Genomic DNA, 21,775 nt, shown 5'->3' on the forward strand with positions numbered 1-21,775 from the left:
CTGAGAGGAACACCGACACATGATCACCCACCACGTGAGGGTCCGCCGCAGCGAGGAGAACCTGCCCCGCGAGGAGCAGCTGGCCTGGAGGATCGCCCAGGTCGCCGCGGACCCCGTGTCCGTGGATCCGGAGGTCACCGACATGGTGATCAACCGCATCATCGACAACGCCTCGGTGGCCGTGGCCTCGTTGAACCGCGCCCCGATCGTCGCCGCCCGCGCCCAGGCCCTGGACCACCCGGTCTCCGCCTCGGGTTCCGGAGCGTCCATCTTCGGCATCGCGGAGAAGTCCAGTCCCGAATGGGCCACCTGGGCCAACGGGGTGGCCGTCCGCGAGCTCGACTACCACGACACCTTCCTGGCCGCCGACTACTCGCACCCGGGCGACAACATCCCGGCCCTGCTCGCCGTGGCCCAGCACACCGGCCGTTCCGGAGCCCAGCTGATCCGCGGCATCGCCACCGGCTATGAGATCCAGGTGGACCTGGTCAAAGCCATCTGTCTGCACCAGCACAAGATCGACCACGTCGCTCACCTGGGTCCCTCCGCGGCCGCGGGCCTGGGCACCCTCCTGGGCCTCGACACCGAGACGATCTTCCAGGCCGTGGGACAGGCGCTGCACACCACCACCGCGACCCGACAGTCCCGCAAGGGGGAGATCTCCACCTGGAAGGCCCATGCCCCGGCCTTCGCCGGGAAGATGGCCGTCGAAGCTGTGGACCGGGCGATGCGCGGCCAGACCTCCCCGGTGCCGATCTACGAAGGCGAGGACGGCGTCATCGCCTGGATGCTCGACGGCCCCGAGGCCTCCTACGAGGTGCCGCTGCCGGCCACCGGCGAGTCCAAGCAGGCGATCCTGGACACCTACACCAAGGAGCACTCGGCCGAGTACCAGGCCCAGGCGTGGATCGATCTGGCACGGAAGCTGCACCAGGAGCACCCCGAGGTCACGGATCCCCGCCAGGTGGAGTCGGTGCTGATCCGCACCAGCCACCACACGCACTACGTGATCGGCTCCGGGGCCAACGACCCGCAGAAATACGACCCCACCGCCTCCCGCGAGACGCTGGACCACTCGATCCCCTACATCTTCACCGTCGCGCTGCAGGACGGATCCTGGCACCACGTGGACTCCTATGCCCCGGAGCGTGCCGCACGCGAGGACACCGTGGCGCTGTGGCACAAGGTCACCACCGAGGAGGACCAGGAGTGGACCCGCCGGTACCACTCGCTGGACATCGCCGAGAAAGCCTTCGGCGGCTCCGTGGAGATCCGGCTGACCGACGGACGCACCATCACCGACGAGATCGCCGTGGCCGACGCCCATCCGCTGGGCGCCCGCCCCTTCGCCCGCGAGCAGTACATCGGGAAATTCCGCTCCCTGGCCGCCGGCATCATCGCCGAGCAGGAGATCGAGCGCTTCCTCGACGTCGTCCAGGGACTGGAGTCGCTGCCGGCCGGTGAGCTGGACCGGCTCAACGTCCAGGCCGCCGAGGGCGTCATCGATCCCACCGCCGGGCCGAAGGGACTCTTCTGAGATGTTGTACTCGACCACCACGCCCCAGCAGAAGCGCCGGGCGCTGCGCGAGATGCTCGTCCCCGGGGCGGCCCGCCAGTTCCCGGGGACCTTCACCCCGCTCTCGGCCCCGCTGATCGAGGAGAAGGGCTTCGACGGCATCTACATCTCCGGTGCGGTGCTGGCCAACGAGCTCGGCCTTCCCGACGTCGGCCTGACCACCCTGACCGAGGTCACGCAGCGGGCCGGGCAGATCGCCCGAGCCACGAACCTTCCCGCCCTGGTCGACGCCGACACCGGCTTCGGCGAGCCGATGAACGTGGCCCGCACCGTCCAGGAGCTCGAGGACGCCGGCCTGGCCGGCTGCCACATCGAGGACCAGTTCAACCCCAAACGTTGCGGACACCTCGACGGCAAGAACATGGTGGATCTGCAGACCGCCACACAGCGCATCGCGGCGGCCGCCCAGGGACGCCGCGACGAGGACTTCCTCATCATGGCCCGCACCGACCTGCGCGCCGTCGAGGGCCTCGATGCCGCCGTCGACCGAGCCAAGGCGCTCGTCGACGCCGGCGCGGACGCCATCTTCCCCGAAGCGATGAAGGATCTCGGCGAATTCGCCACGGTCTGCGACGCGGTGGACGTCCCGGTGCTGGCCAACATGACAGAGTTCGGGAAGTCCGCCCTGTTCACCCGCGAGCAGCTCGCCTCCGTCGGCGTCGCGATGGTCATCTACCCGGTGACCTCGCTGCGTTCAGCCATGGGTGCCATCGAACGGACCCTGGACACCCTGTCCGCCGACGGCACCCAGGAGGCAGCCGTGAGTCAGATGATGACCCGCGCCCGTCTCTACGAGCTGGTGGACTATGCGGGATACAACTCCTTCGACGCCGGCATCTTCAACTTCGAGGTGCCTCAGGTGCACCGCAGGAACGAGCCGAACACCCGACCCGAGGAGGTCACCGATGTCTGACAACCACGACGCCGAACAGGTCCGCAAGGGACTGGCCGGCGTGATCGCCGACCACACTGCGGTCTCCAAGGTGAATCCGGAGACGAACTCCCTGCTCTACCGCGGCTATCCGGTCCAGCAGCTGGCCGCCCAACTGTCCTTCGAGGAGGTGGCCCTGCTGCTCTGGACCGGCGATCTCCCGACCGAGTCCCAACGGGCGGAGTTCAGCGCCTTCGAGCGCTCCCACCGGGCGCTCGACGCCCGGGTGAAGGCCGCGATCGACCTGCTGCCCACCGACTGCCACCCGATGGACGTCGGACGCACGGCCGTCTCGGTCCTGGGGGCCAACCACCCGCAGTCCGAGAACTCCTCCCCCGAGGCGGAGCAGGCCAAGGCCCGGGAGCTCTTCGCCGCGTTCCCCGCCGTGGTCGCCTATGACCAGCGCCGCCGCCGCGGCCTCGACGTCGTCGAACCGCGCGAGGACCTGGACTACTCGCAGAACTTCCTCTGGATGACCTTCGGCGAGGAGCAGGCCGCCGAGGTGGTCGACGCGTTCCGCGTCTCGATGGTGCTCTACGCCGAGCACTCCTTCAACGCCTCGACCTTCACCGCACGTGTGGTCACCTCCACGCTGGCGGATCTTCACTCCGCGGTCACCGCGGCGGTCGGTGCGCTGAAGGGCCCGCTGCACGGCGGCGCCAACGAGGCGGTGATGCACACCTTCGAGGAGATCGGCATCGACCCGCAGGAGACCCGTGCCGAAGCTGCCACCCGCGCCAAGGCCTGGATGGAGGAGGCTCTGCTCGAGAAGCGGAAGGTGATGGGCTTCGGCCACCGGGTCTATAAGAACGGCGACTCCCGGGTGCCGACTATGAAGCAGGCCCTCGACGCCATGGTGGCCCACTACGGACGGGGCGAGCTGATGGGCCTCTACGACGGGCTGGAAGCAGCGATGGACGAGGCCAAGGGCATCAAGCCCAACCTCGACTACCCCGCCGGCCCGACGTACCACCTGATGGGCTTCGACACCGAGATGTTCACCCCGCTGTTCATCGCCTCCCGGATCACCGGGTGGACGGCCCACATCATGGAGCAGCGCGCCGAGAATGCGCTGATCCGCCCGTTGAGCGCCTACAACGGACCCGACGAGCGGAGCCTCTAGCCCGCTCTTCCTGGCCCCGGTCAGACCAGCCGGGTCAGGCCAGCGGAGCGTCCAGCGCCTCGTCCGCGGCGGCGACGATCTCGCCGTCGCGGACCAGCGCGACGACCTCCTCGATCTCCGGGGCGAGATACCGGTCCGTGCCCGGCCCCTCGACCCGTGAACGCACCGCCCGACGCACGGCGGTGACCGCCGGCGCGGTGCGCGCCGCCAGCACCCCACCGTCCCGCATGTCCAGGCCGCGGGCCGCGGTGAGGATCTCCACCGCCAGTACCCGGGTGATGCCGTCCACGGCGCGGCGCAGCTTCAGCCCGGCGGCCCAACCCATGGAGACGTGGTCCTCCTGCATCGCGGAGCTGGGGATCGAGTCCACCGAGGCGGGCACGGCGAGCCGCTTCATCTCCGAGACGATGCCGGCCTGGGTGTACTGGGCGATCATGTGCCCGGAGTCCACCCCCGGGTCATCGGCGAGGAAGGCGTTCAGCCCGTGGCTGCGGGAGGTGTCGAGCATCCGATCGGTGCGCCGTTCGGACATCGAGGCGCAGTCCGCCGCAGCGATCGCCAGGAAGTCCAGCACATAGCCGACCGGTGCGCCGTGGAAGTTTCCGTTGGACTCCACCCGACCGTCGATGGTCACCACCGGGTTGTCGATGGCCGAGGCGAGCTCGTAGCCCGCCACCGCCTCCGCATGCGACAGCGTGGAGCGGACCGCACCGTGGACCTGAGGGGCGCAGCGCAGCGAGTAGGCGTCCTGGACGCGGGTCTGCCGGTGGTCACCGCCGCGGGTCTCCGCGATCATCTCGGAGCCTGCCAGCAGTCGGCGCAGGTTCGCCGCGGAGTCAGCCTGGCCCGGCTGGGGCCGCAGCGTGTGCAGGTCCGCGGAGAAGACGGCGTCGGTGCCGCGCAGCGCCTCGACGGTCAGGGCTGTGGCGACATCCGCGGTGCGCACGAGTCTGCGCAGGTCGGTGACGGCCATCAGTAGCATCCCGAGCATGCCGTCCGTGCCGTTGATCAGCGCCAGGCCCTCCTTCTCCTGAAGCTCGATCGGGTCGACGCCGGCCTCAGCCAGCACGTCGGCGGCCGGCCGGCGGGCACCGGCGGCGTCGAAGACCTCCCCCTCGCCCATCACCGCGAGCGCGCAGTGGGACAGCGGCGCCAGGTCTCCGGAGCAGCCCAGCGAGCCGTACTCCCCGACCACCGGAGTGATCCCGGCGTTGAGCAGCGCCGCGTACCGCTGGGCGACCTCGGGCCGCACCCCGGTGCGGCCGGTGGCCATCGTGGAGAGCCGGTTGAGCATCAGCGAGCGGATGACCTCCCGGTCCACCGGCGCGCCGGAGGAGGAGGCGTGGGAGCGGACCAGCGAGCGCTGCAGCTGACGTCGGCGCTGGGGCGGGATCTGTTTGACCGCGAGCGCACCGAATCCGGTGGAGACCCCGTAGTGCGGCAGCGGATCCTCAGCCAGGGACTCGATCACTCCGCGGGAGAGGCGCATGGCCTCGACCGCACTCTCCCCCAGCACGACGTCGACACCATGCCGCGCGACGGCGACGACATCCTCCGGGCGCAGGGGCCCTGTCTCCACGGTGATCCTGGCGGGTCCGCTCCGCTGGAGCCTGTCCGATGCCGCTGTCTTCGACGATGTCATGAACTGAACCTTCCGGTGTTGCCATCTACTGAAATTCGCGTTTCAATAAGTGAAACGCACTCTCGCCGTCTTGGCAAGGCCCGCCGCACGGGCCGGGAACAGAAGAGGAGATGCCCACAGCATGGCTGAACCGTCGACACGCACTGTGGCCCGCGCGCTGGAGCTGCTGGCCGCCGTCTGCGATGCCGGGGACCTTCCGCTGGCCGACGCGGCCCGCCGGACCGAGCTCTCCTCCTCCACCGCGCTGCGCCTGCTGCGGACCTTGGAGGGGGCCGGCTTCGTGCGCCGCGACCCGGACGGGACGTTCCGACCCGGGCTGCGGATCATGCAGCTCGGCGCCCAGGCGCTCAGCTCGGAGTCACTGGTGTCGCTGGCCGCGGACCCGCTGCGCCGCCTCGTCGAAGCCACCGGAGAGTCCTGCTACCTCAGCGTGCCGCATCTGCGGGGCGCTCGGGACGGGCACGGGATCTACCTGGCCATGGAGGAGGGCACCCATTCGGTGCGCCACACCTCATGGGTGGGCCGGACCGTGCCGTTGGACGGCACCGCCGTGGGCGCGGTGCTGCGCGGCGAGGCCCCGACGGACGGGCCGGAGGCCGGCTACGTGGTGGTCGAAGACGCCGTCGAATCCGACGTGACCGCCATCGCCGCGCCGGTGCGCGTGGCCACCTCGGCAGAGACCGGTCCCGAGGCCGGCGCCATCGTGGCCGCGCTGTCCATCGTCGCCCCCTCCTACCGGATGAGTCCCCAGCGTGCCGCTGACCATGGCCGACTGGTCGCCCAGGAGGCTCGCGGCATCCTGCATGCCGCCGAGGACCACACACCTCAGGACCACACACCTCAGATCCACCTCGAAGAAAGGGATCGCTGATCATGACCGACGCGACCACCGCTCGCCACGACCCGACCCGACGGATCCGTGCCGCCCGCGGCTCGGAGCTGACCGCGAAGAGCTGGCAGACCGAAGCACCGCTGCGCATGCTGATGAACAACCTCGACCCCGAGGTCGCCGAGCGCCCCGAAGATCTGGTCGTCTACGGAGGCACCGGTCGCGCCGCCCGCAGCTGGGAGGCCTATGACGCCATCGTCTCCACCCTGGCCGACCTCGAGGAGGACGAGACCCTGCTGGTCCAGTCCGGCAAGCCTGTGGGAGTCCTGCGCACCCACCGCTGGGCGCCGCGGGTGCTGCTGGCCAACTCGAACCTGGTCGGCGACTGGGCGAACTGGCCCGAATTCCGCCGGCTCGAGGCCGAGGGCCTGATGATGTACGGCCAGATGACAGCCGGCTCCTGGATCTACATCGCGACCCAGGGCATTCTGCAGGGCACCTACGAGACTTTCTCCGCCGTCACGAAGAAGATGCACGCCGAGGGCCGGATCACCGAGCCGACGCTCGCCGGCACGCTCACCGTCACCGGCGGCTGCGGCGGTATGGGCGGAGCCCAGCCGCTGGCCGTAACGCTCAACGGGGGCTCCTGCCTCATCGTCGACGTGGACGAGACCCGGCTGCGCCGCCGTCAGGCCAAGCGCTACCTGGACGACGTCGAGACAGACCTGGACGCGGCCCTGGGGAAGGTCGTCTCCGCGCAGCAGGAGCGCCGTCCGCTCTCCGTGGGCTACGTCGGCAACGCCGCCGACGTCTTCCCGGAGCTGCTGCGCCGCCACCGTGCCGGAGAGCTCAGCGTCGACATCGTCACCGACCAGACCTCCGCCCATGACCCCCTGTCCTATCTGCCGGTGGAGCACACGGTGGGCGACTGGGCCGCCGAGGCCGAGGCCGACCCGGTGGGCTTCACCAAGAAGTCCCAGGCCTCCATGGCCCGCCAGGTCGAAGCGATGGTCGGCTTCCAGGACGACGGCGCCGAGGTCTTCGACTACGGCAACTCCATCCGCGACGAGGCCCGCCACGCCGGCTACGAGCGCGCCTTCGAGTTCCCCGGATTCGTCCCGGCCTACATCCGCCCGCTGTTCTGCGAGGGCCTCGGGCCGTTCCGCTGGGTGGCGCTCTCCGGCGACCCCGAGGACATCCGGATCACCGACGAGGCCATCAAGGAGCTCTTCCCGGAGAACGAGCACCTGCACCGCTGGATCGACGCCGCACAGAAGCACGTAGAGTTCGAGGGCCTGCCGGCACGCATCTGCTGGCTCGGCTACGGCGAACGCCACCAGGCCGGCCTGCTCTTCAACCGCCTCGTCGCCGAGGGGAAAGTCTCCGCGCCGATAGTGATCGGCCGTGACCACCTCGACTCCGGCTCCGTGGCCTCCCCGTACCGGGAGACCGAAGCCATGGCCGACGGGTCGGACGCCGTCGCGGACTGGCCGCTACTCAACGCGCTCACCTCCACCAGCTCCGGCGCCACCTGGGTCTCCATCCACCACGGCGGCGGAGTCGGCATGGGCCGCTCCATCCACGCCGGTCAGGTGGGCCTGGCCGACGGCACCGACCTGGCGGCGGAGAAGCTCGAGCGGCTGCTCACCAACGACCCCGCCATGGGCGTGATCCGCCATGTCGACGCCGGCTACGACCGCGCCGACGAGGTGGCCGCCGAGCGTGGCGTCCGGGTCCCGATGCGTCCCCGCGGCTGACCGCAGGGACTCGCGGAAGGCTCATCCCATGGACCGCACAGACGCCACGCACCGGACAGCGCCGCCCCGGCCACGAGGCCGCTGGAGGTTCTTCCTGTACAGCGGGATCGGGATCGTCATGTTCTTCGTGCCGGTCACCCTCGGCGAGACCACCACGATCCCCCTGGACCACCTCGTCTCCGGGCTGCAGGAGCTGCTCGGAGGCGCCACGGCCTACGTCGCCCTGGCGATCATCCTGGCGGGCACCGTCCGACCCTTCGTGACGGGACGGTGGCGGCAGTCCCCGGCGCGCACGGTGTTCGCACTGCTGAACATCCTCGGACTGGCCACCAGCATCATGATCGTCACCGGCGCCGGACCGGAGTTCCTCTTCGCCCCGGACCTGGGACCGTTCCTCTATGAGGCCCTGGTGATCCCGGTCGGCCTGCTGGTCCCGGTGGGCGCCATCTTCCTGGCGCTGCTGGTCGGCTACGGGCTGATGGAGTACCTGGGGGTCCTGATGCAGCCGGTGATGCGCCCGCTGTGGCGCACCCCGGGCCGATCGGCCATCGACGCGGTCGCCTCCTTCGTGGGCAGCTACTCGCTGGGACTGCTGATCACCAACCGGGTGTACACCTCGGGCCAGTACACCGGACGTGAGGCGGCGATCATCGCCACCGGGTTCTCCACGGTCTCGGCGACCTTCATGGTCGTGGTCGCCCGCACTCTGGACCTGATGCATCTGTGGCTGTGGTACTTCTTCCTGACGTTGGTGGTGACCTATGCGGTGACGGTGCTCGTGGTGCGCCTACCGCCGATCAGCCGGATCCCCGAGGAATACTTCCCGGGGGCTACCCCGCAGCCGGAGGAGCGGATCAGCTCAGGGCGGCTCCGCGCCGCCTGGCGCGCCTCCGGAGAGTCTCTGGAGGCCGCCCCGGGTGTGGTCCGCAACATGAGCAGGAGTTTCCTCGACGGCCTGCTCATGGCGATGCAGATCCTGCCCTCGATCATGTCGATCGGACTGATCGGACTGATTCTGGCCACCTTCACACCCGTCTTCGAATGGCTCGGCTACCTGTTCCTGCCGCTGACCTGGGCCCTGCAGCTTCCCGACCCGCAGCTGGCCGCCACCGCCTCCGCCCTGGGGATCGCGGAGATGTTCCTGCCCGCCACCCTGGTGGCCGGCCACGAGTCGGAGCTGCTGCGCCTGGTCATCGGCGTGGTCTGCGTCTCGGGCATCATCTTCTTCTCCGCCCTGGTGCCCTCCGTGCTCGCCACCGAGATCCCGGTGAAGATCTGGCAGCTGGTCGTCATCTGGGTGCAGCGGGTGCTGCTGACCCTGCTCTTCGCCACTCCCCTGGCCGCACTGATCATAGGAGTCACATGACTGAGACCTCATCCGCCGTCAACTCACTGATGGCCGCCATCGCCGACGTCGGCGCCGATCCACGTCGCGGAGGCTACAGCCGGCCGGTGTGGTCACCGGCCGAGAAGGACCTGCGCGCCTGGTTCCTGCAGGAGGCCCACGCACGGGGCCTGGACACCGAGGAGGATCGCAACGGGATCCTCTGGGCCTGGTGGGACCTGCCCGCCCCGGCGCGTGCAGAATCCCTGGAGGGCTCGAGGCGCGGCGCCCTGGTGACCGGCTCCCACCTGGACTCGGTCCCCGGCGGGGGCGCCTTCGACGGTCCCCTCGGAGTCGCGTCGGCACTGGCCGCCGTGGATGTGCTGCGCACCCGGGAGGCCACCGGCACGCTGCGCCGCCGTCGGGCGCTGGCCGTGGCCGTCTTCCCCGAGGAGGAGGGCTCCCGCTTCGGCGTGGCCTGCCTCGGGTCCCGACTGCTGACCGGCGCCATCTCCACGCAGAAGGCCCTGGCGCTGCGTGACGCCGACGGCGTCACCTTCGGCGAGGCGGCCCGCGCCGAGGGGCTGGATCCCGCCCACATGGGAGTCGACCCCGAGGCCCTGGCCCGCATCGGGCAGTTCGTGGAGCTGCACGTGGAGCAGGGACGCGGGCTCAACACCCCTGATCATCTCCCCGACGGCGCCCCCGCCCTCGCGGTGGGCTCCACCATCCTGGGCCACGGCCGCTGGCGGATCAGCTTCTACGGTCAGGGCAACCACGCCGGCACCACTCTGATGGCGGATCGCTCCGACCCGATGGTCGCCGCCTCGGAGACGGTGCTCGACGTCCGTCGGCTGGCCAGGACCCAGCCCCAGGCGCGCGCCACCGTGGGGCGGCTGGAGCCGGTGCCCGGGGGCACCAACGTCATCGCCTCCAGGGTGGACCTGTGGATGGACGTGCGCCACCCCGACGACGCCGTGACAGCGGGCCTGGTAGAGGACATCTGGCGCCACGCCCAGCAGGCTGCGCTCGGCGAGGGCTGCACTGCGGAGCTGACCGAGGAGTCCTTCTCCGGGACCGTGCACTTCGACCCGCAGCTGGCCGCCACGCTGACCGAGTCGGTCCGACGCACCGCCCCCACGGCGCCGCTGCTCCCCACCGGCGCCGGCCACGATGCCGGAGTGCTGGCCTCGGCGGTGCCCACCGGGATGATCTACGTGCGCAACCCCAGCGGCATCAGCCACGCCCCGGAGGAGCATGTCGAGGATGACGACGCCACCCTCGGCGTCCAGGCTCTCGCCGACGCCCTGGAGGACTTGCTGTGAACATCGCCGACCGCACGACCCTCACCATGCCCGGGCCCGTCAACGCGCACTCCCATGCCTTCCACCGGCTGCTGCGCGGGCGCACCCACGCCGGCCCGCACGGCGCCCCCGGGGACTTCTGGCGCTGGCGGGAGGAGATGTACCGGTCCGCCGAATCCCTGACCCCGGAGACCATGGAGCGGCTGGCCACCGCCGTCTATGCGGAGATGGCCGCCGCCGGCTGGACCGCCGTGGGCGAGTTCCACTACCTGCACCACGGTCTCGACGGCACCCCCTACGGGGCCGACGACGCCGGCGAGCACGCCATGGAGCGGGCCCTGGCCCGGGCCGCCCGGACCGTGGGCCTGCGCCTGGTCCTGCTGGACACCTGCTATCTGCGCGGCGGGCTCTCCCCCGCCGGGGAGCAGCTGGAGCTCAGCCCTGTGCAGCGTCGCTACGCCGATGCCGACGTCGGCGCCTGGGCCTCGCGCTGGGGGCGCCTGCGTGCCGCTCTCGCCGAAGAGGACGCCGGTGCCGGACTGGTCAGCCTGGGCGCGGCGGTGCACTCGCTGCGCGCCGTGGACGCCGGTCAGCTCCGCGAGATCGCCGGCTGGGCCGCGGAGCACCCCGAGGTGCCGCTGCACATCCACCTCTCGGAGCAGCCGGCGGAGAACGCTGCGGTGCAGGCCGCCCAGGGGATGAGCCCGACCCGGCTGCTGCACGAGCACGGGCTGCTCAGCCCGCGGCTCTCAGCGGTCCACGCCACCCATCTCAGCGAGGAGGACGTATCCCTGCTCGGGGAGGCCCGGGCCACCGTGGTGATGTGCCCGACCACCGAGGCCGACCTCGGCGACGGCATCGGTCCGGCCCGAGAGCTCGCCGATGCCGGCGCGGTGATCGCCCTCGGTTCGGACCAGCATGCCGTGGTGGATCCCTTCCTGGAGATGCGGGCCCTGGAGCACGGCGAGCGGCTGCGCAGCGGCGAGCGCGGACGGTTCAGTCCGGCCCAGCTGGTCCGGGCCTCCTCGGACGCCGGACGACGCAGCCTTGGACTGCCGGAAGATGCCGCGGAGGCGGAATGCGCTGACGATGCCGTCGTGGTGGACTGCAGCTCGGCCCGCACAGCCGGCGGGCGCCCAGAGCAGCTGGCGCTGAGCGCCACCGCGGCGGATGTGCTCTCCGTACGCGTGGGCGGTGAGGAGATCGCCCGTGAAGGCCGGCACCTGCGGCTCGGGGACCCGGCTGAGCTGTACCACGCTCTGTTCACCGACCATCCCGAGCTGAGGAGCTGAGATGACCAGCACCGACCCGTCCGGCACCGACCTGTCCAGCACCACCCCGGCCAGCACTGTGATCACCGGCATCGGTGAGCTCACCACCGTCGACCCCGACCACCGAGTGCTCCAGGATGCCGCCGTGGCGATCGAGAACGGCCGGATCGCCTGGATCGGACCCACGCGGCAAGCTCCGGCGGCCGACGTCCGCTGGGACGCCGGTGGCCGTGCCGTGCTGCCCGGCTGGGTGGACTCCCACACGCACCTGGTCTTCGCCGGGGACCGTGGGGCCGAGTTCGAGGCTCGCATGGCCGGGGAGTCCTACAGTGCCGGCGGCATCGGGGTCACCATGGCCGCGACCCGCGCCGCATACGACGCCGAGCTCGCCAGGCTGCTCGCCGCCCGAGTGGCGGAGGCTCGGGCGGGCGGCACGACCTTCCTGGAGACCAAGACCGGCTATGGGCTCAGCGTGGACGAGGAGGTGCGGCACGCCCGACTGGCCGGCGAGGCCGCCGACGTCGTCACCTTCCTCGGGGCGCATCTGGTGCCGCCGGGCGCGGAGGCCGACGAGTATCTCGACCAGGTGTGCGGCCCCATGCTGCAGGCGGTGAAGGACCATGTGCAGTGGGCCGATGTGTTCTGCGAGCGCGGCGCCTTCGACGAGGACGCCTCCCGGCGGGTGCTCCTGGCCTGCCGAGAGGCCGGGCTCGGGCTGCGCGTGCACGGCAACCAGCTCGGCCCCGGCCCTGGAGTGCGGCTGGCCGTGGAGCTGGGCGCGGCCAGCGTGGACCATGTCAACCACCTCGAGGACGCCGACGTGGAGGCTCTTGCCGGCTCCTCCACTGTGGCGACCTGTCTGCCGGCCTGTGACCTCTCCACCCGGCAGCCGCTGGCGCCGGGACGGCGTCTCCTCGATGCCGGAGCGGAGATCGCTCTGGCGTCGAACTGCAACCCGGGCACCAGTTACACCACGGCGATGGGCTTCTGTGTGGCCACCGCTGTGCTGCAGATGGAGCTGAGCCTGCATGAGGCGGTGCGCGCGGCCACGATGGGCGGAGCTCAAGCGCTGCGCGTGGCCGAGGAGGTCGGTTCCGTGGAGCTCGGCAAGCGCGCCGACCTGCAGGTGCTCGACGCCCCGGCGGCGATCCACCTGGCCTACCGGCCGGGGATGCCGCTGACCCACACGGTGTTCAAGGACGGCCGGCCCGACATCTGAGGCCAGCCGCCTGAGACCTGAGGCCGGGACGAGAGCCCGGGTGCGGTCAGAGGGCCCGCGGGTGGGCCGAGGCATAGCTCTCCTGGAGCGCCTCCGCGGTGACCTTGGTGTAGATCTGGGTGGTCGTCACCGAGGCGTGGCCCAGCATCTCCTGGACCATGCGTATTCCGGCCCCGCCTTCGAGCATATGGGTCGCGCAGGAGTGCCGCAGCGTGTGCGGCGACACCTCGGTCTCGATCCCCGCTGTCTCCGCATGGCGCCGCAGCACCGTCCAGGCTGACTGTCGCGAGAGCCGCCCGCCACGCTGGTTGAGGAACAGCGCCGGGGAGGAGGCTCGCCGTCGTGCCGCCCGAGCCACCGCCTCGGCCAGCGCGGGGCGTCCGGCGGTCAGGTAGTCCGCCACCGCCTGCTGCGCGTAGCTGCCCACCGGCACCACCCGTTGCTTGTCCCCCTTGCCCGTGACCCGCACCACGACCAGCCCGTCCTGGGAGCGGGTGCCGGCCTCGCGCAGCTCCACGAGGTCGTCGACATCGAGGCTGACGGCTTCGGTGATGCGCGCCCCGGTGGCGTAGAGGAACTCCAGCAGGGCCCGGTCCCGCAGGCCCAGCTCCGTCGTGCGGTCCGGGGCCTCCAGCAGGCGGTGCACCTGATCCACGGTGAGCGCCTTGGGCAGGGACTGTCGGGGTTTGGGGGCCGAGACCTGCGCGGCGGGGTCCCCCGGACTCCGCCCTTCAGCGGCCCAGTGCCGGTGCAGTCCGCGCACGGCGGCCAGCACCCGGGCCATCGACCGCTGGGAGAGCATGGAGCCGCCGTCGGCGCCGGTGCTCAGCCCCCGCAGGAAGGCGGCGACCGTCTCCTCCTGGACCTGGCGCGGGGCGGTGATGCCCTCTCCGAGCAGGTGCGCGCCATAGCGCAGCAGGTCACGTCGGTAGGACGCCAAGGTGTTGGCGGAGGACCCGCGCTCGATGCGCAGATGCGTCAGGTAGTCCTGGATCTCCCGGCCCACCGGGCTCTCCGGCACCGCCTCGCGCAGTCGGCGATGACGGTCCCGGAGCTCGTCGGCGTCGCCGGTCTGCTCCACCTGGTGCTCAGCCGCGGCGATCCAGCCCGGCCTTGATGAGCCCGGCGAACAGCGGGTGCGCATTGGTCGGCCGGGACTTCAGCTCCGGGTGGGCCTGGGTGGAGACGTAGTAGGGGTGGGTCTCCCGGGGCAGCTCCACGAACTCGACCAGGCGCCCGTCGGGAGAGGTCCCGGAGAACACCAGGCCCGCCTCGGTGAGCTGCTCACGGTAGGCGTTGTTGACCTCGTAGCGGTGCCGGTGGCGCTCAGAGATCTCAGACGCGCCGTAGGTCTCAGCCACCACGCTGCCGTCGGCGAGGACGGCGTCGTAGGCGCCCAGCCGCATGGTGCCGCCCAGATCCCCGTCGCCGGAGACGATGTCCTTCTGCTCTGCCATCGTGGCGATCACCGGGTAGGCGGTGTCCGGGTCGAACTCCGTGGAGTTCGCCTCGGAGAGTCCTGCCACGTTGCGCGCGTACTCCATGACCATGGTCTGCAGTCCCAGGCACAGGCCCAGGGCCGGGATGCCGCGCTCACGAGCGTGACGGAAGGCGCCGATCTTGCCGTCGAGTCCGCGCACCCCGAAGCCTCCGGGCACGCAGATGGCGTCCACGCCCTCCAGCGCCTTCGCCGCACCCTCCTCGGAGGCGCACAGGTCGGAGGCCACCCACCGGATCTTGGTCTTGGCCCGGTGGGCGAAGCCACCGGCGCGCAGCGCCTCCGTCACCGAGAGGTAGGCATCGGGCAGGTCGATGTACTTGCCGACCAGCGCGACCTCGACCTCATGGTCTGGGTGATGGACGACGGCGAGCAGACGGTTCCACTTGGACCAGTCGACGTCTTTGAACTTCAGGTCCATCTTCTGCACCACATAGGCGTCGATGGCCTGCTTGTGCAGGATGCGCGGGATGTCGTAGATGCTCGGCGCGTCTGCACAGGTGATGACCGCGTCGTTGTCGACGTCGCACATCCGCGAGATCTTCCCGCGGACGTCCTGGGGCAGCTCCCGGTCGGAGCGCAGCACGATGCCGTCGGGCTGGATGCCCAGGCTGCGCAGGGCGGCCACGGAGTGCTGGGTCGGCTTGGTCTTCAGCTCCTGGCTGGGGCCGATGTAGGGCACCAGGGAGACGTGCAGGAAGAAGACGTTCTCCCGGCCCACGTCCTGGCGGACCTGGCGGGCGGCCTCCAGGAACGGCTGGGACTCGATGTCACCGACGGTGCCGCCGATCTCGGTGATGATGACGTCTGGGACCTCGCGGTCGTCCTCGGCCTCAGCGGGCAGGCGCATGCGGCGCTTGATCTCGTCGGTGATGTGCGGGATGACCTGGACGGTGTCGCCCAGGTAGTCGCCGCGGCGCTCGCGCTCGATCACCGCAGAGTAGATCTGCCCTGTGGTGACGTTGTTGAGGCCGTCGAGGTTCTCGTCGAGGAAACGCTCGTAGTGGCCGATGTCCAGGTCGGTCTCGGCACCGTCCTCGGTGACGAAGACCTCGCCGTGCTGGAAGGGATTCATCGTGCCCGGATCCACGTTCAGATAGGGATCGAGCTTCTGCATCACGACGGAGAGCCCGCGTGCCCGGAGCAGATGCCCCAGGGATGAGGCGGTGAGCCCCTTGCCGAGAGAGGAGACGACACCACCGGTCACGAAGATCTGACGAGGCGTCTGGGGACTGGACTGGTTCCGGGAACTGTTTCGATGCACCACGGAGTTCAAGGCTATCAGGCCCGCACCTCCGGCAGTAGTCCTGGAGGGGATCGCCGGTGTGCGATCTCCCTCACCTGCGGAATCAGCCGGCGCCGGCCGCCTCGAGCAGCTCCTTGGCGTGGGCGCGGGCGGAGGCCGAGTCCTCCTGCCCGGCGAGCATCCGCGCCAGCTCGCTGACCCGCTCCTCCTCGTCCAGCGCGCGGACGTCGGAGGCGGTGAACCCCCCGGCGGAGGAGGCGTCCTCCACGGAGGACTTGTAGACCCGGATGTGGTTCTGCGCCCAGGCGGCGACCTGCGGCAGGTGAGTCACCACGATGACCTGCACGTGCTCGGCCAGCATCGCGAGCCTGCGGCCGATCTGCACAGCGGCCTTGCCGCCGACACCGGCATCGACCTCGTCGAAGATGAAGGTCCCGGCGGAGTCGTGGGCCGCCAGCACCACCTCGATCGCGAGCATCACCCGGGAGAGCTCACCGCCGGAGGCCCCCTTGCCCAGCGGCAGCGGCTCGGCGCCGGCGTGCGGGGCCAGGAGCATGGCGACGACGTCGGCCCCGTGGGGCCCCAGCTCCTCGGTCTCGGTGACGTCCACGACCATCCGGGCGTGCGGCATAGCCAGGGCTGCGAGCTCCTCCCCCACGGCTTCGGCGAGCCGATGGCCGGCCTCGGTCCGCCGGCGGCGCAGCTCGGAGGCCTGGTCCTGGAGGGCCTGCTCGAGCTGGCCGATCTCGGCGGTGAGCCGGGTGATCCGGTCGTCGTCGCTCTGCAGCGTGTTGAGCCGGTGTCGGGCCTCCTCGGCCCAGGCCAGCACAGCATCGACGTCGGGTCCGTAGAGTCTGGACAGCCGGTCCAGGTCCGCGCGGCGCTGGTGCACCTCGCCCAGCCGTTCAGGGCCGGACTCATCGAGGTTCGCCGCGTAGATGCCCAGCTGGGAAGCCGCGTCGTCAAGCAAGGAGGAGACGGAGGCGATCTGCTCGGCGATGTCGGCCAGCTCCTCGTCCTGGTCCTGCACGGGGGCCAGGGCTGTGGAGGACGCCTCGACCAGTTCGACCGCATGGGGCCCTTCGGAGAGCGTCTCAGCCGCATCCGGGCCGGAGAGCGCGTGCTGGGCCGTGCGTGCCGCCTCCCGGAGAGCCTCGACGTTCTCGAGCTTGAGGGACTCGGCCTTGAGCCGTTCATCCTCACCGGGCTGCGGGTCGACCTCGTCGATCTGTTCGAGCGCCTGCTGGAGCTGCTCGGCCTCGAGCCGGCGCTCGCGCTCATGGGTGGTGATCTCCTCCAGCTCGGCGCGTCGGGCCTGGTATTCCTCGAAACGAGCGCGGTACTCCCGTGCCAGGGCGGCGAACTCCTCACCGGCGTAGCTGTCCAGCGCCCGCCGCTGCGCGGCGACGGACTTCAGACGCAGCTGGTCCGTCTGGCCGTGGACGGTGACCAGTGCGGAGCCGATCTCTCCGAGCAGCGAGATGGGCACGCTCCGTCCGGAGACGCTCGCACGGCTGCGACCTTTGGCGCTGACCGCACGGCCGAGAAGCAGCGCGGCCTTCTCCACACCCGCCCGCTCCGAGCCCGTCGCATCTGTCTCGTCGTGGTCGGCGTCGTCCATCCAGGCTCCCGCCTCGCGGGCGAGACGCATGGATCGGTGATCGGAGGCGACCCGCAGCTCGGCATCGACGGCAGCACGGGGAGCCCCGCTGCGCACGGCGCTGGCCTCGGCCCGGGAGCCCAGCAGGAGGCCGAGGGCGGTCACGACCATGGTCTTGCCCGCTCCGGTCTCACCGGTGACGACGTTGAGCCCCGGGTCCAGCTCGAGCTCGGCACGTTCGATGACACCGAGGTCGCTGATGGTCACGTGCTCGATCATGGGGCGTCTCCCTGCGTGTCTCCCGGAGTGCCCGCCGTCATCTCTGAACCCATCGGGTGGGGCGTCGGGCGTTCGCCCGTGGTGACGGTGTTGCTCGCGTCCACCGGGCCGCGCCAGCCGGAGGTCGGAAGGTTGAACTTGTCCACGAGCCGCTCGGAGAACGGCGTCTGGTGGACCCGGGCGAGCAGGACGGGCTCGTCCGATCGGGTGACCTCCACCCGGGAGCCGGCGGGCAGCTCGGTGGAGCGACGTCCGTCGCACCACAGCACGCCCTGTTCGTCCTCACGCTGAAGGACCTCGACGGCTAGGACCGAGTCCGGGGCCACGACCAGGGGGCGTGCGAACAGCGCGTGGGCGGAGATGGGCACCATGACCAGCGCCTCGACCTCGGGCCAGACCACCGGCCCCCCTGCGGAGAACGCATAGGCGGTGGATCCGGTGGGGGTCGCCATCACGACGCCGTCACAGCCGAAGGCGGAGATGGGCCGTCCGTCGACCTCCACGACGAGGTCGACCATGCGTTCCCGGGAGTGCTTCTCCACACTGGCCTCGTTGAGCGCCCAAGTGCTGCCGACATGTTCGCCGGCGTGCCAGACCTGCACATCGATGGCCATCCGGCGCTCCACCGTGTAGTCCTGATCAACCACCCATTCGACCGAGGAGTCCAGCTCGGTGCGCTCGGATTCGGCGAGGAAACCCACATGGCCCAGGTTGACGCCCATCAGAGGAAGCTCAGCGCCCCGGACCAGCTCGGCTGCCCGGAGGATGGAACCGTCCCCGCCCAGGACCATGCCCACCTCACATCGGGACAGCGGGACCTCTTTTCCTGCGACGGCGAGGGGGACGTCCCGCAGCCGGTCCCCCACGACCTGGGCGAGGGACTCGATGTCCCGGGCGAGCATGACTGGGGTCAGACCGGCCTGATGGAGCCTCTCGGCGACAGTCGCGGCGGCGTCCACGGCGTCGTGGCGCCCGGTATGGGCCAGCACCAGGATCTCCCGCCTGCGGTCCGCCTCCGTCATGGCACCTCCAGTGTGGTTCAGTCGTGGTAGTCGAGCTGTTCCAGCCTAGCGGCCAGGACCGACGCGCCGCTGCACGGCTCCCCCGAGCCGCCCTCGGGGCGACGCAGATGGAGGAAGAACTCGAGGTTGCCGTCCTGGCCGGGCAGCTGGGAGCGATGGGCGGCGAGCAGGCGCAGCCCATTCTCCTCCGCGGAGTCCACCACACCGATCACCGCCTCCCGTCGCAGGTCAGGGCTGGTGACCACGCCGGTGCGGGAGAGCCGCTCACGGCCCACCTCGAACTGCGGCTTGACCATCAGCAGCAGGTCCGCGCCGACGGCGGCCTGGGCGGCGAGCTGAGCCATCACCAGGCGCAGCGAGATGAAGGAGAGGTCGGCGACGATCAGCGCGAACGGCTCCCCGAGAGCACCCGGCTCCAAATGCCTCAGGTTCAGCCCCTCGTAGTTCTCCACCCGGGGGTCCTCGCGCAGTCCCACGGCGAGCTGGTCATGTCCGACGTCGACGGCGACCACCCGAGCGGCACCACGGTCCAGGAGGACCTGGGTGAATCCTCCGGTCGAGGCACCAGCGTCCAGACAGCGCCGACCGGCCACGACGATATCGGGGCGGGCCTTCAGGGCGCCGAGCAGCTTATGCGCCGCTCGGCTCACCCAGGGGTCTGTGACGGTGACCTTCACCGACTGGTCCGGCCGCACGGCGGCTGAAGGCTTGGTGACGGTGCGTCCGTCCAGGGTCACGGCGCCGGCGCTGATCAGCTGCCCCGCGCGGGTGCGGCTGGCCGCCAGTCCCCGGGCGACCAGGGCACGGTCGAGTCGTTCGGTGGGCATCGGGTGGCGTCGCTCCTCAGCCAGTTCAGTCCCGAGCCGTGGCCTCGAGCCGGGCCGACAGGTCACGATGCAGCTGCTCGGCGGCACCGATGTGCTCCTCGAGATCCTCCTGGGTCATGCCCTGGGGGTCCTCCTGAGGGGGCGTATGCGTCATGTCACGGCTCCTGCGGGATCCTCGGCGAACAGCTCGGACAGCGAATCGATCACATGGTCCGGGCGGTGGGCGGCGTCGGCTGCGGCGGCGTTCTCCCGAGAGTCGATGCCGGTCAGCACCAGGACTGTGGTGAAACGGGCACGGTTGCCGCCGAGGATGTCGGTGTCTAGCCGGTCGCCGATGACCAGCGGCGCCTGGAGCCCCAGAGACTCGGCGGCCTGCTGGAACAGCAGCGGCTCCGGCTTCCCTGCCGCAGTGGGGATCGTCCCGGTGGCCCGGGCGATGGTCTCGACGAGCGCTCCGTTGCCGGGGGCGATGCCGTGTTCGCGCGGGATGGTCATGTCCAGATTGGTGGCGAACCAGCGGGCGCCGTCGTTGACGGCGAACGCCGCCTCAGCCAGATCCGTCCAGCGCAGCTCGGGGTCGAAGCCTTGGATGACCGCGGCGGGACGAGCGGCGGCGGAGTCCACGACGCGATAACCCGCCGCCTCGACCAGCTGACGCAGGTAGGCGCTTCCCGTGACCATGACCTTCGCCCCTGCGGGGACCTCCCGGCCCATCAGAGCCACGCCCGCGGGCGCGGAGCCGAAGACCTCACTGGCCGAGGCCACCATGCCCAGGTCGTTCAGATGCGCGGCGATCTCCTCGGCGGAACGAGAGGCGTTGTTGGTCACGAAGCCGCAGGGGGTCTCTCTGCGCCGCAGCTCCTCGAGAGCAGACACCGCCCCGTCGACGGCCCGGGGCCCGGCGTAGAGCACACCATCGAGGTCGAAGAGGACACCGTCGTGCTGGTCCATCAGGCTTCGGCTCATGCCTCGCCCTCCGCGCGCTGCTCCTTGTCCGGAGTTCCCATGACGTCCTTCACCTTGGGCAACGCGGCAGGTTCGTCATCGAAGTCCATGATCTCCGGCGACTCGAACGCGCCGGTGCCCAGAGCCTGCTCCGCCACGAACGACTGACGGCGCCACTGCTGGGCCTCGTCCTGCCGTCCCACGTGCTCCAGCGCCTCGGCGTAAGCCGAGAAGAGCCGCGGGGAAAAGCTGAAGGCCCGGTCCTTCTGCAGCTCCGGAACCTCCAGGGCCCTGACGGCGGACGCATGATCGCCCAGGTCCGCATGCGCGCCGGCGAGGACGATCGCCAGTTCCGCGCGGATCGGGCCCTTGAGCTGACGCGCCTCTTCGCTCTCTCCGAGCTCGACGGCCTTCTCAGGACGGCCGAGCCCGCGTTCACAGTCCGCCTGGACCGGCAGGTGCGCCTGGTCCCCACTGATGCGGCGGTAGGTGCGCAGCTCACGCACGGCCTCGGCATAGTCGCCGGCGGCATAGGAGGTGAGCCCCACGGCCTCTCGCACCAGCGCGAGGCGACCCCCACGACGGGACGCCGCCAGGGCGTGCTCCTGAGCGAGGGCGGGATCGACGTCGATCAGCCTGCCCGCCATCACCAAATGCTTGGCGACCAGCTTCCGATTGTTGTCATTGAGGGTGCCCAACTGCCGGGAGGCCTCACGGTCGAGCTCACGGCCGGTGACGTCCTCGTCGATCTCCGGCGACCGCGCACGGTCCTCGCGATTGGAGCGGCGCATGTCGTGCGGCCGCCGCGAGGGGCGCTGGTCGTGGCGCTCGGGCCGGCCGCGGTACGGCCCCCGGGGTCGATCGTCGTCTCGAGAGTTCACTGATCCAGGATACCTTTCCGGACGGAGTCGGCGGCTCAGGGGAGCTGCGGACTCTCATGGTCCGCACACACGACAAGAGCCGAGGCGGAGAATCATCGTTGACTCTCCGACTCGGCTCTTGCACTGAAGTGGTGTCCGGCGGTGACCTACTCTCCCACACACTCCCGTGTGCAGTACCATCGGCGCTGTGGGTCTTAGCTTCCGGGTTCGGGATGGGACCGGGCGTTTCCCCCACGCTATGACCGCCGTAACTCTCTCAACCCAACCACACACCACTGATGGCGTATGACGGGTAAACCTGTTACGAAACACTGTTCAATTCTCACCACCCACCCACACCACAACAACCTCATGCGTATGTGCGTGTGTGTGTGGGGGGGGGTAGGGCTTATTGGTCAGGGACCGCCTAGTGGACGCGAGCACGCTAGTGTTCTCAAAAGATTCTTGCAGAGCACCCATACCAGACACACGAAGCATGCGTATCAAGTATGTAGGTGGTGT

18 protein-coding genes and 1 rRNA gene are annotated in these 21,775 nt (G+C 70.3%); 9 read left to right on the plus strand and 10 right to left on the minus strand.

Annotated elements, in window-relative coordinates:
* Window positions 1–19 precede the first annotated feature (19 nt).
* Genes ODE13_RS16275 through ODE13_RS16285 form a run of 3 tightly spaced genes read left to right on the plus strand, consistent with a single transcriptional unit; the run spans window position 20 to window position 3,630 of the window.
* Window positions 20–1,537 (plus strand): MmgE/PrpD family protein, encoded by a 1,518-nt coding sequence (locus tag ODE13_RS16275; RefSeq protein ID WP_322480204.1) that lies wholly within the window; start codon window positions 20–22, stop codon window positions 1,535–1,537.
* 1 nt (window position 1,538) lies between these two features.
* Entirely contained in the window at window positions 1,539–2,489 is a 951-nt protein-coding gene (gene prpB / locus ODE13_RS16280) for a methylisocitrate lyase (RefSeq protein ID WP_322480205.1), read from the plus strand.
* A complete protein-coding gene (locus tag ODE13_RS16285) occupies window positions 2,482–3,630 on the plus strand; it encodes a bifunctional 2-methylcitrate synthase/citrate synthase (protein ID WP_322480206.1) in 1,149 nt (382 codons plus the stop codon). The genes prpB and ODE13_RS16285 overlap by 8 nt, the downstream gene beginning before the upstream one ends.
* A gap of 34 nt (window positions 3,631–3,664) precedes the next feature.
* Here the strand turns inward: ODE13_RS16285 and hutH are convergent, their stop codons facing one another.
* Window positions 3,665–5,272: a histidine ammonia-lyase gene (hutH, locus tag ODE13_RS16290; protein WP_322480207.1), complete on the minus strand. Its 1,608-nt coding sequence runs from the start codon at window positions 5,270–5,272 to the stop codon at window positions 3,665–3,667.
* 121 nt (window positions 5,273–5,393) lie between these two features.
* Between hutH and ODE13_RS16295 the strand changes: the two genes are divergently transcribed.
* From ODE13_RS16295 to hutI, 6 genes are read left to right on the plus strand one after another with little or no spacing between them, the layout of a single operon-like run.
* Window positions 5,394–6,143 (plus strand): IclR family transcriptional regulator, encoded by a 750-nt coding sequence (locus ODE13_RS16295; RefSeq protein WP_322480208.1) that lies wholly within the window; start codon window positions 5,394–5,396, stop codon window positions 6,141–6,143.
* 2 nt (window positions 6,144–6,145) lie between these two features.
* A complete protein-coding gene (locus tag ODE13_RS16300) occupies window positions 6,146–7,858 on the plus strand; it encodes a urocanate hydratase (RefSeq protein WP_322480209.1) in 1,713 nt (570 codons plus the stop codon).
* A 28-nt stretch (window positions 7,859–7,886) separates the two neighbouring features.
* Entirely contained in the window at window positions 7,887–9,224 is a 1,338-nt protein-coding gene (locus ODE13_RS16305) for a YjiH family protein (protein WP_322480210.1), read from the plus strand.
* On the plus strand, window positions 9,221–10,507 hold the full coding sequence (locus ODE13_RS16310; RefSeq protein ID WP_322480211.1) for an allantoate amidohydrolase: 1,287 nt from the start codon (window positions 9,221–9,223) through the stop codon (window positions 10,505–10,507). The genes ODE13_RS16305 and ODE13_RS16310 overlap by 4 nt, the downstream gene beginning before the upstream one ends.
* On the plus strand, window positions 10,504–11,778 hold the full coding sequence (locus tag ODE13_RS16315; RefSeq protein WP_322480212.1) for a formimidoylglutamate deiminase: 1,275 nt from the start codon (window positions 10,504–10,506) through the stop codon (window positions 11,776–11,778). Before ODE13_RS16310 ends, ODE13_RS16315 begins: the two co-directional genes overlap by 4 nt.
* A gap of 31 nt (window positions 11,779–11,809) precedes the next feature.
* Window positions 11,810–12,976: an imidazolonepropionase gene (gene hutI / locus ODE13_RS16320; RefSeq protein ID WP_322480222.1), complete on the plus strand. Its 1,167-nt coding sequence runs from the start codon at window positions 11,810–11,812 to the stop codon at window positions 12,974–12,976.
* Between the two features lie 46 nt (window positions 12,977–13,022).
* On the opposite strand, the gene ODE13_RS16325 is transcribed toward hutI, so the two are convergent.
* The 9 genes from ODE13_RS16325 to rrf all read right to left on the minus strand — a co-directional run bounded on the left by ODE13_RS16325 (window position 13,023) and on the right by rrf (window position 21,524).
* The gene (locus ODE13_RS16325) at window positions 13,023–14,057 is read right to left on the minus strand and encodes a site-specific tyrosine recombinase XerD (RefSeq protein ID WP_322480213.1); all 1,035 of its coding nucleotides are present in this window, start codon (window positions 14,055–14,057) and stop codon (window positions 13,023–13,025) included.
* Between the two features lie 7 nt (window positions 14,058–14,064).
* Window positions 14,065–15,759: a CTP synthase gene (locus tag ODE13_RS16330; RefSeq protein WP_322480223.1), complete on the minus strand. Its 1,695-nt coding sequence runs from the start codon at window positions 15,757–15,759 to the stop codon at window positions 14,065–14,067.
* 64 nt (window positions 15,760–15,823) lie between these two features.
* Entirely contained in the window at window positions 15,824–17,599 is a 1,776-nt protein-coding gene (recN, locus tag ODE13_RS16335; protein ID WP_322480214.1) for a DNA repair protein RecN, read from the minus strand.
* Entirely contained in the window at window positions 17,596–18,621 is a 1,026-nt protein-coding gene (locus ODE13_RS16340; protein ID WP_322480215.1) for an NAD kinase, read from the minus strand. Before ODE13_RS16340 ends, recN begins: the two co-directional genes overlap by 4 nt.
* 17 nt (window positions 18,622–18,638) lie before the next feature.
* Complete coding sequence (locus ODE13_RS16345) at window positions 18,639–19,448, minus strand: TlyA family RNA methyltransferase (protein WP_322480216.1); 810 nt, start codon at window positions 19,446–19,448, stop codon at window positions 18,639–18,641.
* Window positions 19,449–19,473: 25 nt separating this feature from the next.
* Complete coding sequence (locus tag ODE13_RS16350) at window positions 19,474–19,602, minus strand: hypothetical protein (RefSeq protein ID WP_322480217.1); 129 nt, start codon at window positions 19,600–19,602, stop codon at window positions 19,474–19,476.
* Window positions 19,599–20,414, minus strand: a complete 816-nt coding sequence (locus ODE13_RS16355; RefSeq protein WP_322480218.1) for an HAD-IIA family hydrolase — start codon at window positions 20,412–20,414, stop codon at window positions 19,599–19,601. Before ODE13_RS16355 ends, ODE13_RS16350 begins: the two co-directional genes overlap by 4 nt.
* Complete coding sequence (locus tag ODE13_RS16360) at window positions 20,411–21,274, minus strand: hypothetical protein (RefSeq protein ID WP_322480219.1); 864 nt, start codon at window positions 21,272–21,274, stop codon at window positions 20,411–20,413. The genes ODE13_RS16355 and ODE13_RS16360 overlap by 4 nt, the downstream gene beginning before the upstream one ends.
* Before the next feature lie 133 nt (window positions 21,275–21,407).
* Window positions 21,408–21,524 (minus strand): 5S ribosomal RNA (gene rrf, locus ODE13_RS16365).
* Between the last annotated feature and the right edge of the window lie 251 nt (window positions 21,525–21,775).

The organism is Nesterenkonia sp. HG001, from assembly GCF_034438835.1.
In the GTDB taxonomy this organism is placed as follows: Bacteria; Actinomycetota; Actinomycetes; order Actinomycetales; family Micrococcaceae; genus Nesterenkonia; species Nesterenkonia xinjiangensis.